The 11,546-nt window shown below is 71.2% G+C and carries 11 protein-coding genes; 6 read left to right on the top strand and 5 right to left on the bottom strand.

Annotation, left to right across the window (positions count from 1 at the left end; translation table 11 throughout):
- Positions 1 to 437: 437 nt before the first annotated feature.
- Together AWZ10_RS04205 and AWZ10_RS04210 are read left to right on the top strand one after the other, a co-directional pair.
- Positions 438 to 1,409: an alpha/beta hydrolase gene (locus AWZ10_RS04205; RefSeq protein WP_046705985.1), complete on the top strand. Its 972-nt coding sequence runs from the start codon at positions 438 to 440 to the stop codon at positions 1,407 to 1,409.
- A gap of 65 nt (positions 1,410 to 1,474) precedes the next feature.
- Positions 1,475 to 2,191: an alpha/beta fold hydrolase gene (locus tag AWZ10_RS04210; protein ID WP_060890466.1), complete on the top strand. Its 717-nt coding sequence runs from the start codon at positions 1,475 to 1,477 to the stop codon at positions 2,189 to 2,191.
- 78 nt (positions 2,192 to 2,269) lie between these two features.
- Here AWZ10_RS04210 and AWZ10_RS04215 read toward each other — a convergent pair whose 3' ends face one another.
- From AWZ10_RS04215 to AWZ10_RS04235, 5 genes are all read right to left on the bottom strand, one after another.
- The gene (locus tag AWZ10_RS04215; RefSeq protein ID WP_240439605.1) at positions 2,270 to 3,511 is read right to left on the bottom strand and encodes a DUF6545 domain-containing protein; all 1,242 of its coding nucleotides are present in this window, start codon (positions 3,509 to 3,511) and stop codon (positions 2,270 to 2,272) included.
- 315 nt (positions 3,512 to 3,826) lie between these two features.
- Positions 3,827 to 4,234, bottom strand: a complete 408-nt coding sequence (msrB, locus tag AWZ10_RS04220; protein WP_037700479.1) for a peptide-methionine (R)-S-oxide reductase MsrB — start codon at positions 4,232 to 4,234, stop codon at positions 3,827 to 3,829.
- 13 nt (positions 4,235 to 4,247) lie between these two features.
- The gene (gene murC, locus AWZ10_RS04225) at positions 4,248 to 5,633 is read right to left on the bottom strand and encodes a UDP-N-acetylmuramate--L-alanine ligase (protein ID WP_046705987.1); all 1,386 of its coding nucleotides are present in this window, start codon (positions 5,631 to 5,633) and stop codon (positions 4,248 to 4,250) included.
- 182 nt (positions 5,634 to 5,815) lie between these two features.
- The gene (locus AWZ10_RS04230; RefSeq protein ID WP_060890471.1) at positions 5,816 to 6,271 is read right to left on the bottom strand and encodes a hypothetical protein; all 456 of its coding nucleotides are present in this window, start codon (positions 6,269 to 6,271) and stop codon (positions 5,816 to 5,818) included.
- Between the two features lie 163 nt (positions 6,272 to 6,434).
- Entirely contained in the window at positions 6,435 to 7,337 is a 903-nt protein-coding gene (locus AWZ10_RS04235) for a pyrimidine reductase family protein (protein ID WP_234360645.1), read from the bottom strand.
- Here AWZ10_RS04235 and zapE point away from each other — a divergent pair.
- The 4 genes from zapE to AWZ10_RS04255 all read left to right on the top strand — a co-directional run bounded on the left by zapE (position 7,336) and on the right by AWZ10_RS04255 (position 11,337).
- Positions 7,336 to 8,481 (top strand): cell division protein ZapE, encoded by a 1,146-nt coding sequence (gene zapE / locus AWZ10_RS04240; RefSeq protein WP_079104286.1) that lies wholly within the window; start codon positions 7,336 to 7,338, stop codon positions 8,479 to 8,481. The two genes, AWZ10_RS04235 and zapE, sit on opposite strands and share 2 nt — an antisense overlap.
- A 235-nt stretch (positions 8,482 to 8,716) precedes the next feature.
- Positions 8,717 to 9,115, top strand: a complete 399-nt coding sequence (locus AWZ10_RS04245) for a hypothetical protein (RefSeq protein WP_060890468.1) — start codon at positions 8,717 to 8,719, stop codon at positions 9,113 to 9,115.
- A gap of 81 nt (positions 9,116 to 9,196) precedes the next feature.
- Positions 9,197 to 9,775: a carbonic anhydrase gene (locus AWZ10_RS04250; protein WP_046709718.1), complete on the top strand. Its 579-nt coding sequence runs from the start codon at positions 9,197 to 9,199 to the stop codon at positions 9,773 to 9,775.
- 47 nt (positions 9,776 to 9,822) lie between these two features.
- Positions 9,823 to 11,337 carry a SulP family inorganic anion transporter gene (locus AWZ10_RS04255; protein ID WP_208618444.1) on the top strand — a complete coding sequence of 505 codons (1,515 nt, stop codon included), beginning with the start codon at positions 9,823 to 9,825 and terminating at the stop codon, positions 11,335 to 11,337.
- Positions 11,338 to 11,546: the final 209 nt, after the last annotated feature.

The raw sequence follows: 11,546 nt of genomic DNA on the forward strand, positions 1-11,546 counted from the left end.
GCGACCGGCGGTGTTGCTCGGACTCGGCAGCGGCCCGCCCCGGCCGTTCGGCCTGAACTTGGGAGAACCCCCTCTTCGGGAACCGCCATCGCTCTCGAAGCCAGGCGGAACGGAGCCGTCCCCGTGTTCCGGCAGCGCCCACCGCATTCGTCCTCACAGCGCACCGGGACCGGAATTTCCTGAGTCAGTGCGCTCTCGGACCGGTGTCGGTGCGCTGATGGGCAATTCCCCACGGCTTTCCGGTTCTAGCGTGCTGGCCGAAGCGCTGCGCGCCGCAAGGCACGGCGCGTTTCGCGCACGACACGCCGCACGTCTCACACGGCGCACCACGCATCTCACACGAAACTGCACGTATCTCGTTCAACACACCACCTATCCCGCGCCTCGCACTGCACCGCACCACATCGCACCACATCGCACCACATCGGGAGATCCACATGTCCGACACCTTCGAGCCGACCCGGCCGATCCTGGAACCGGCGGCCGCCGCGTTCGCGGAAGCCACCGCCAACCCGCCCTTCCTCTTCGAACTGCCGCCCGCGGAAGGGCGGAAGGCGGTCGACGAGGTGCAGTCCGGCGAGATCGAGAAGCCGGAGATCGACGAGGAGTGGGTCACCGTCCCGGGCGGTCCGACGGGCAGTGTCCGGGCGCGGATCGTACGGCCCGCCGGCGCCGAGGGCGTCCTGCCGGTGGTTCTCTACATCCACGGCGCGGGCTGGGTGTTCGGGAACGCGCACACCCACGACCGACTGGTGCGCGAGCTGGCCGTCGGCGCGAACGCCGCCGTGGTCTTCCCCGAGTACGACCTCTCCCCCGAGGCCCGTTACCCGGTAGCCATCGAGCAGAACTACGCCGTCGCGCAGTGGATCGTCGAGCAGGGCGCCACCAAGGACCTGGACGGTGCCCGGCTGGCCGTCGCCGGTGACTCGGTCGGCGGCAACATGACCGCCGCGCTGACCCTGATGGCCAAGCAGCGCGGTGACGTCCCGCTGGTCCAGCAGGTGCTGTTCTACCCGGTGACGGACGCGAGCTTCGACACCGGCTCCTACCAGCAGTTCGCCACCGGCTACTTCCTGCGCCGCGACGGCATGCAGTGGTTCTGGGACCAGTACACGACCGACGAGGCCGAGCGCGCCCAGATCACCGCGTCCCCGCTGCGGGCGAGCGTCGAGCAGCTCACGGACCTGCCGCCGGCCCTGGTCATCACCGGCGAGGCCGACGTCCTGCGCGACGAGGGGGAGGCGTACGCCAACAAGCTGCGCGAGGCCGGCGTACCGGTCACCGCCGTGCGCTTCCAGGGCGTCATCCACGACTTCGTCATGCTCAACGCCCTGCGCGGGACGCAGGCCGCCGAGGCCGCCGTCACCCTCGCGACGGGGACCCTGCGCACCGCCCTGCACGGCAGCTGAGCGACCCAAGCTCCCGAAGGACCCACAGCCGCCGGGTCACCCGGCACCCAGAAGGAGAACCCACCATGTCCCCCACCCCCACCGTCCTCCTCGTGCACGGCGCCTTCGCCGACGCGTCCAGCTGGTCCGGTGTCATCGAGGAACTGCGGAGCCAGGACATCCCCGTCCGGGCGCTGCCGAACCCGCTGCGCGGCCTGGCCTCCGACGCCGCGTACGTCGCCTCGGCGGTGGCCCAGATCGACGGCCCGGTCGTCCTCGTCGGCCACTCCTACGGTGGCGCGGTCATCACCGTGGCCGGCGCCGCCGAGAACGTCGTCGGCCTGGTCTACGTGGCCGCGTACGTCCCCGAACAGGGCGAGAGCCTGGGCGAGTTGCAGGGCCGCTTCCCGCTGGCCCCGCTCGTCGCCAACCTCGACGAGTGGACGTACCCCGTGGAGGGCGCCGACCCCGCCGTGGAGGTCACGATCAAGCCGGACGCCTTCCCGGGCATCTTCGCCGCCGACGTCCCGGCCGAGGTCACCAGGATCCTCGCGGTCTCGCAACGCCCGCTGGCCGCAGCGGTGTTCACCGAGGAGACCGCGACCGCCGCCTGGCGGACCAAGCGCTCCTGGGCCGTCGTCGCCGACGCCGACGAAGCCATCAACCCCGACGTCCAGCGTTTCGGCGCCAAGCGCGCCGGGGCCACCGTCATCGAGATCGAGGGCGCCTCGCACGCCGTGGCGGTCTCCCGCGCCAAGGAGGTCGCGTCGGTGATCGTCGACGCGGTACGGGCGACAAGCTGACAGGAAGCAGGTACAGGGCCTCACTCGTCGCCACCGGGTGGGGCCGCCCTGCCGCCCGGGCCTCGTACTGTGACGCGTTCACGACGCCTGTCGGCTCTTCGCGCGCTCCGCGAGGACCGCCCCCACCACGACACCCTCGCGTACGGCCCGCGACATCCGGATCAGCGACGGCTGGCCGGTGTCCAGGCTCTGCTCGTCGGCCACGGGCCACGCGTGCCCACCGGTGAATCCGACGACGGCGTCGAGGGCGACACTGTCCAGGACCGCCGGATCCAGCCCCCCGGCGTGGTCGCCCGTGCCGGACAGCGCGGCGACGGCCACCATGGCCGCGTCCCCGATGGCCTCGGCCTCGCCGGTGGTGGAACCGAGAGAGAGCGCCTGGCGGTAGGCGCGCTCCCGGACGGCCTCGTCGAAGTGGACGGACACATCCTTCAGGCCGTCCCGGATGGCCGTCGTACGGCTGGTCAGGCGCAGCTCGACGTCGCCGAGGAAGCGCCAGGACAGCAGGACGTTGTGTCTGTTCCGGCCGGTGTTCCTGGAGCCGACGAGTCGGAAGAGGGGCCCGAGCCGCAGGAAGGCGAGGAAGCTGTCGATGCGCGGCCCCAGCAGCGGCAGGACATGGCCGACCGAGGCGAGAGCCGCGCCGACCGTGACCAGCATGGGGGCCAGCCGGGTACTCAGCGGATCCCAGTGCTGCCCGCCCCACCGGCCGGCGACGGCGATCATCTTGACGACGCCGTACGCGCTGATGCACAGCCACCCGACGGCGAGGACGGCCAGGACCCGCCGCGTCCAGCCGCTGATCTGCAGCGTCCAGCGCCAGCACAGGATCGTGGTGGTGAAGGCCGCCGCCATGTGGGCCACGAGATAGAGGACGATCATCTCGCGGAGGAACGGCGTGGCGGCGTAGTAGGTGTCGAAGTCCGCGCGTCGCTCGACGGGCGCGTCACCGGCGACGAAGAGCGCGGTCTGCACCACGATGACCACGGTGTAGACGAGCAGCCATCTGCGGGAGACCCGCCGCAGCTGGGCGGGGTCGTCGGCGCCGCGCCAGTGGACGATCAGGACGAAGGACGCGGCGGAGAAGGCGTTCATGGCCCCGTAGGTGACGCATGCGGCGGCGTTGGGCACGCCGACGGTGTGGTTGATGAAGCCGACGGTGGGCGGGGCGCCGAGGGCGAAGCAGAGACCGGCGAGGAAGACCACGGCGCAGATCACGCGCTTCAGCGGATCACGCCAGTCGTGCCACAGACCGGGCAGTTGGACCGCGAAGCCGGTCCACACGACGGCGGCCGCCATGAAGTAGACCAGTCCGTTCACATCAGGCCCACGGGCCCGGTCCGGCAGACTTCGCGCCGGTGACCGGCCGGGCACTCGACCTGGGCGTCTTCCGCTCGATCCCCGTCAACACCCTTCACACAATAGTCACATGGTCAACCCCGGCAACGGCCGGACGGGCGAAGGCAGGTGAAGGGACATCGACGGGGACCGGCCCGGAACCGGTCCTGCGAAACCGGCTCGGATCCGGCTCGGATCCGGCTCGGATCCGGCTCGGATCCGGCTCGGATCCGGCACACCGGGACCTGCGCTCCCGATCCAGCACTCCGGGACCGGGGCTCGGGATCCGGCCGGTGTTCAGCTCTCGTCGGCGGTCAGCGTCAGCGAGATGCTGTTGATGCAGTACCGCTGGTCGGTCGGGGTGGCGTACCCCTCGCCCTCGAAGACGTGCCCGAGGTGCGAGCCGCACCGGGAGCATCGCACCTCGGTGCGCACCATGCCGTGCGACCGGTCGGAGAGCAGCTCCACCGCGTCGCTGTCCTTCGGGTCGAAGAAGGACGGCCAGCCGCAGTGCGACTCGAACTTCGTGTCGGAGGTGAAGAGTTCGGCGCCGCAGGCGCGACAGGAGTAGACGCCCTTGGTCTTGGTGTCGGTGTACTCACCGACGAACGCGGGCTCCGTACCGGCCTGCCGCAGCACGGCGTACTCGGCCGGTGTCAGCTCCGCGCGCCACTGCTCGTCCGGCTTCTCGACGTCGTACGACATGAGCCTCAGCCCCTCAATCAGAAAGACGGTCCAGGATCTTCGGGCCCAGGTCCGTCACGTCACCCGCGCCCATGGTGAGAACGAGATCACCCGGCTTCGCCATTCCCGCGATCGTGTCGGGCACGTCCACCTTGTCGTGCAGGGCCGTGACCTCCGCGCCCGCGCTCCGCGCCGCCTCGATGATCAGCTCGCTGGTCACACCCGGGATCGGGTCCTCACGGGCCGGGTAGATGTCGAGGACGACCGACCCGTCCGCCAGCGCCAGGGACTGCCCCATCTCGGTGCCCAGCTCCTGGGTGCGGGAGAACAGGTGCGGCTGGAAGACCACCAGGATCCGCGCGTCCCCGGCCGCGGCCCGCATGGCCTCCAGGTCGGCGGTCATCTCGGTCGGGTGGTGCGCGTAGGAGTCGATCACCTGGACGCCCCCCGCCTCGCCCTTCAGCTGCAGCCGCCGCTTCACCCCGGTGTACGCGGCCAGCGCGGGCGCCAGCTCCGCCGCCGGCACCCCGAGCGCGACGCCCGCCGCCAGAGCGGCCACGGCGTTGTGCGCGTAGTGCCGACCGGGCACGGACACCGTGAAGACGAGCTCCTGCCCGTCCAGCACCACCGTGACCTCGCTCTTCAGTCCCTGCGCCACGACCGACAGCACCCGCACGTCGGCGTCCTCACGCTCGCCGTACGTCACCACACGCACCCCGGACAGCCGGGAGGTCAGCTCCCGCGCGCCCTTCTGGTCGGCCGAGATCACCAGCGTGCCACCGGGCACGATCCGGCCCGCGAACGTCTCGAAGGACTCGTAGATCTCGTCCATGGAGGCGTAGTTGGCGTGGTGATCCAGCTCCACGTTGAGGACGATCGCCACCTCGGGCGCGTACTTGTGGAAGCTCCGGTCGCTCTCGTCCGCCTCGGCGACGAAGATCTCCCCGCCCCCGTGCGACGCGTTGGACCCGGGTGCGTCGAGGTCGCCGCCGATGGCGTACGACGGCTTGAGTCCCAGCTCCCCCAGCGACACCGCCAGCATGGACGTCGTCGTGGTCTTGCCGTGCGTCCCGGCCACCGCGATCGGCCGCAGCCCGTCCATCAGCCGGGCGAGCGCGTCGGACCGGTGGACGACGGGGATCCCCAGTTCGGCGGCGCGGGCCAGCTCCGGGTTGTCGGCCCGGATGGCCGACGACACGACCACGGACGTCGCGTCGTCCGCGAGGTGCCCGGCGGCATGCCCGATGTGCACGGTCGCCCCGAGCGCCCGCAACGCCTCCGCCGTCTCCGACTCCTTGGCATCGCTGCCTGCCACCTGGGCACCGCGCTGGGCGAGAATCTTCGCGATCCCCGACATCCCGGCCCCACCGATCCCGATGAAGTGCGGTCGCTCCATGGCGCTGGGAAGGCCGGGTGCCATGCGTGTTCTCCAAGTGACGTACGAAGCCGATGAACGCCCCCAGCCTATTGCCTGCGCCGGAGGTCCCCCAAAGAGCACCGGCCCAGGGCCGTGCCCTTCAAGGGCGCGGGGAACCGCGCGACCGGCCACGACGAACCCGCGCCCGACAAGTCCCAACAGCCCCGACGGCGCCGGGTCCCCCTCTATGCCCGACTGTGCGAGAACAGCTTCAGCACCGGCACCCCCACCTTGTGCCGGGCCCGAGACGCCCAGTCCCGATGAAAGAACTCCTCCACATAGTGCGGATCGGTCAGCACCAGCACCTCGTCCGCCCCGACCTCCTCCACCAGGGACTTCAGCGCGTCCAGCGGATGATCCTCGATCAACCGCCCCTCCGCCGAACTCCCCGCCCCCCGCAACGCCTGCAACGACACCTCGAGAGCCTGCTCCCCGGCATCGAGCGCCAGCTCCCCCTCCGGCGTCTGCCCCTCCCGCGTCGCCTCGTCCAGCTCACCGAGGGCGAGGTCGTCGATGGCCCGCAGCAACCGGTCGGCCTGATTGCCCCGCGGCTGGAGCAGCACATGGAAGGAGGCCTGCTCGTCGCCGTGCAGGGTCGTGACGAACTCCACGTCCGCGGACGTCAGAGCCTTCTCGATCATCAATACGCTCGTGAACGACACCACAGGCGCCCTTCTCCTCGGAGGGCCCCGCGGGCCCTCACTCCTCAGAGTTCTAGTGTGCCCGGCGAAAGCTAAACGGAACGGTATATTCCGACCGCTTTCACGTACGACGGTCGCGCTTGCACGTACGACGGTCCCGCCTTCACGTACGACGGTAACGACCGAACAGGAACCCGGCCTCCTCCAGCAGCGACGCCAAGGCGAACCGCTTGGGCACCGGTACCGAGGGGCCCCCGGCGATCCGCTGGGCGTCCCCCGCCGTGAGCATCGGCGACACGGTCAGACACAGCTCGTCCAGGACATCGGCGGCGATCAGCTGGCCCAGGAGCCGGGGGCCGCCCTCGGTGAGCAGCCGGGTCAGCCCCAGGTCCGCGAGGGCCCGTACGGCTCGCGCGGGGTCGACCCCCATGCCGTCCCCGGCGACCACCACCCGGACGCCTGCCTTCTCGGCGGTGGCGACCCGGTCGGGGGCCGCGGCCGCACCGGTCAGCAGGATGGTGGGGACCGACGGAGAGCTGAACAGCGGCAGCGAGAAGTCAAGATCCAGACTCGCGCTCACCACCGCGACCGCCGGAGCGGGTGTCTGTCCGGCCGCCCGACGCGCCTGTGCGAACGCCTCCCGCGCGCGTGCCGGGCGGTATCCCTCCTGGCGTACCGTTTCCGCGCCCACGACCACCACGTCCGCGAGCCCCCGCAGCGTGCCGAAGATCCGCATGTCGGCGTCGCTGGAGATCGGCTGCGAACGCCCGCCGTGCTGGGCGGCGCCGTCGAGCGTGGACACCATGTTGGCCCGCAGCCACGGCTCCCGCCCACCGGGCGCCGGCTCGGGATAGGCGTACGCCACGGCCAGCTCACCGAGACTCCACTCCCGGTCGACGAGGTCCGACCCCCCGGCCGCACCCGGCGTCCCGATCCCGCCCGGCGTCCGGGCCCCCGCCGGGCCCTCGCCCCCACCCGGCGTTCGCACCTCGGTCACCTTCGCACCACCGGTCACTTCCGGCGTCCGGGCCGCTGTCTCTTCGGTCACAGGGAGCAGGCGTCGCATGTCGTGCAGTGTGGCACGACCCTTAGACTCGGTAACCGTGTCGTCGTCCTCAGCCACCGTGTCCGGAATCGGCCCGATACCCGAAGCGGCCCCCTCGTCCCTGTGCACCCGCGAGCCACACGTCCCCGCGGACCGGCTCGTCGCCGAGATGGTGCCGCCACCCCGCTTCGACTCGGTCCGCTTCGATTCGTACATCCCGGACCCGAACCAGCCCAGCCAGACCGAGGCCGTCCGCGTCCTGAGCGGCTTCGCGGCGGGCCTCGGCAGGGCACACGCGACCGGCGCCGGCAGGCGCGGCTTCCTCGGCTTCGCCAGGGCGAAGGCCCCCAAGGCGCCCGCCGGCCCCCGCGGCGTCTACCTGGACGGCGGCTACGGCGTCGGCAAGACCCACCTCCTCGCCTCCCTCTGGCACGCCACCCCGGCCGAGCCCTCACTCAAGGCCTTCGGCACCTTCGTGGAGCTGACGAACCTGGTCGGCGCCCTCGGTTTCCAGAAGACGGTCCAGACACTTTCCGGACACCGCCTGCTGTGCATCGACGAGTTCGAGCTGGACGACCCGGGCGACACCGTCCTCGTGTCGACCCTGCTCGGCAAGCTCGTCGACGCGGGCGTGGCCCTGGCCGCCACCTCGAACACCCTGCCGGGCAAGCTCGGTGAGGGCCGATTCGCGTCGGTCGACTTCCTGCGCGAGATCCAGGGCCTGTCGGCCCACTTCCGCTCCCTGCGCATCGACGGTGAGGACTACCGCCACCGCGGTCTGCCCGAGGCCCCGTCGCCGTACTCCGAGGAGGAGGTCACCAAGGCGGCGTACGCCACCGAGGGCGCCTCGCTCGACGACTTCCCGCATCTGCTGGACCACCTCGCGCGTGTCCACCCCAGCAGGTACGGCGCGCTCACGGACGACCTGAAGGCGGTCTGCCTGACGGACGTCCAGCCGATCCCGGACCAGTCCACGGCCCTGCGACTCGTGGTGCTCGCCGACCGGCTGTACGACCGCGAGGTGCCCGTGCTCGCCTCGGGGCTGCCCTTCGACCGGCTGTTCAGCGAGGAGATGCTGAACGGCGGCTACCGCAAGAAGTACTTCCGCGCCATCTCCCGCCTCACCGCCCTCGCGCGCGACGCCAGGCGACTCGTGGAGCACTGACCCCACAGGCTCCGGCCGTGGACCGGCTCAGGACAACTCCCCCAGGTCAAGGGATGATTCCGGCCAACCCACCCTCGCCTTTCAGGCTCTCTTCAGCTCGCAACGTTAAGTTAACCCTGCAAACAACTTTGCAGGGTTAACGTGTTTCTTGACCAGCGGTTGACCATCGGTTGACCAAGTCGGGTAACTGTCGACGCGTGGGAGACACCGGGAACTGCCAGTGAGGAGGCTCATATTGCGAGGTACGACGACCCGGACCGCCCTTTCGGCCCTAGCCGCCGTCCTGCTCGCCCTCACGTTCTTCGCTCCCACGGCATCCTTCGCAGCCGCGCACACACCCGGCCAGGCCAAGGCCAAGGCCGAGCCCGGAAACACCCTCACAGCGAAGCCGGTGCGTGACAAGGCCGTCACCCACCGCGCGTGCGCACCCTCGCAGGACCCGACCGGTCCTCTCCGCACACGCGACCGGCATCGCGCACACACGCACACCGTCACCGGGGCGCCCGCGCGTCCGTCGCCGGGGGAGAACCCGGCGGCCGCGAGCGAACCCGAACGGCCCCCGACCCGGCACCACCGGGCGTCGAGATCCCTCACGGCCCACACCCCGGCCGTTCTCCAGGTCTTCCGCTGCTGAGCCGCGGAGCCTGTTTCCCCCCACACTCTGCCGTGCAAACCCGACGCGCCGTCGAGGCGCGCCAGGAGGAGTCACCACATCATGCAGCCCCTCATCGACAACGCCCGGACGTTCGGACAGCGCCCTGAGGAGTTCGCCAGGCTGGCCGAAGGCCAGTCCCCCGAGGTCCTGTTCATCACCTGCTCGGACTCACGGGTCGTCCCGGCCCTGATCACGGGCGCCCGCCCCGGCGAGCTCTTCGAGCTGCGCACCGCCGGCAACATCGTCCCCCCGTACGCCTCTGACCGCCCCACCGGTGAGACGGCCACCATCGAGTACGCCGTGGAGGTTCTCGGCGTCACCGACATCGTGGTCTGCGGACACTCGCACTGCGGCGCCGTCGGCGCCCTGGTCCGCGGCGACGACCTGAACGCCGTACCGGCCGTACGCGACTGGCTGGCCCACGCGACTCCGCGCCCCGAAGGGGCGGTCGAGGACCCGACCGTCGCCGACGGTGTGCAGTGCCACGTCCTCAGCCAGCTCCTGCGTCTGCGCTCCTACCCCTGTGTGGAGAAGCGCCTCGCGGACGGCCGACTGCGGCTGCGCGGCTGGTACTACGAGGTCCACACCGGCTCCGTGCGCGAACACCGCGCGGACACCGACAAGTTCGAGACCCTGTGAGCGGCGGCCAGATGTCCGAGACGACCGACAAGAACTCCAGGACCTCCATGCCCTCCATACCCTCCAAGTCTCCCCTCACCTCCAGGTTCCCCCACCTGCGACAGGACTTCGGCGCCTCGCTCGTCGTGTTCCTGGTCGCCCTCCCGCTGTGCGTGGGCGTCGCCGTCGCCTCCGGGGTCCCGGCCGAACTCGGCCTGGTGACCGGCATCGTGGGCGGTCTCGTCGCCGGTCTGATGCCCGGCAGCAGCCTGCAGGTCTCCGGCCCGGCGGCCGGTCTGACCGTGCTGGTCTTCGAGGCGGTACGCCAGTTCGGGGTGCCCGCCCTCGGGGTGATCGTGCTCGCCGCCGGCCTGCTTCAACTCGCCATGGGCGCGCTGAAGCTGGGCCGTTGGTTCCGCGCCATATCCGTCTCCGTCGTCGAGGGCATGCTCGCCGGCATCGGCCTCGTGATCATCGCGGGCCAGCTGTACGCGGCGGCGGGCCTGAAGGCCCCCGCCTCCGGCATCGACAAGATCGCGGGCCTGCCCGGCGCCTTCGCCGAGGCCATGGGCAGCACCGCCGCGCTCGCCTCGCTGGCGATCGGCGCGGGCACCATCGCCGTGCTGGTGCTGTGGAAGCGCCTGCCGAAGAAGGTCCAGCTGGTCCCCGGCGCGCTCGCCGCGGTCCTCCTGGCCACCCTCGCCTCCCTGGCCTTCAGCCTCCCCGTGGCGAACGTCGAGGTGAAGGGCCTGCTGGACGCGATCCAGCCTCCGGGCCTGGACGCCTTCGGCGCGCTGGCGGACGTGGCGATCCTCGGCACGATCCTCGCCTTCACGCTCATCGCCTCCGCCGAGAGCCTGTTCAGCGCGGCGGCCGTGGACCGCATGCACGACGGCCCGCGCACCGAGTACGACAAGGAGCTGATGGCGCAGGGCGCCGGCAACACCGTGTGCGGGCTGCTGGGCGCGCTGCCGATGACCGCGGTGATCGTGCGCAGCTCCGCCAACCTCCAGGCCGGCGCGAGGACGAAGGCCTCCCGGGTCATGCACGGCGTCTGGCTGCTGCTCTTCGCGGCCCTGCTGCCGGGCGCCCTGGCCCTGATCCCGCTCCCGGCCCTGGCCGGCATCCTCGTCCACGCGGGCTGGAAGCTGATCCCGTTCCGCGCGGTCGTCTCCCTGTGGCGCACCCACCGGGGCGAGGCGCTGATCCTGGTGGCCACGGCGGTGGCGATCGTCGCGGTGAACATGTTCGAGGGTGTACTGATCGGTCTGGCCCTCTCCGTGGCCAAGACCGCCTGGGAGGCCTCGCACATCAAGCTGGAGGTCATCGACAAGGGCGCCGGCCCCGTCCAGGCCTACCTCTCCGGCAACGCGACCTTCCTCCGCCTGCCGAAGATCCTCGACAACCTGGAGTCCCTCCCGCAGGACCGCCCGGTGGAACTCCACCTCACCGGCCTCCACCACCTCGACCACGCCTGCCGCACCGCGCTCGAGAACTGGGCGTCCCGCCACAGCGCGACGGGCACGGAACCGGTGCGGATGACGGTCCCGGAACCGGAAAAGGTACGGTCGGGCACACCCTGACCTGCGGCCTTCCCGGCGATGGGCCCCTCAGGGAGGGGCTCATCGCCGGCACCCCAGCGCCCGAGCCGTCCCAGCTGCCTGCCCCGACTGCGGGCAATCGTGCCGCTGGGGCGGCACGGGTGGGCGCAGCGGCACCCTGTCAGCGCCGGTGAGCGCCTCCCCCCCCCCCCCCCCCCCCCCCCCCCCCCCCGCCCCGGGGCCCCCCCCCC

Origin of the sequence: Streptomyces europaeiscabiei, assembly GCF_001550375.1 — a bacterium.
Classification (GTDB): domain Bacteria; phylum Actinomycetota; class Actinomycetes; order Streptomycetales; family Streptomycetaceae; genus Streptomyces; species Streptomyces europaeiscabiei.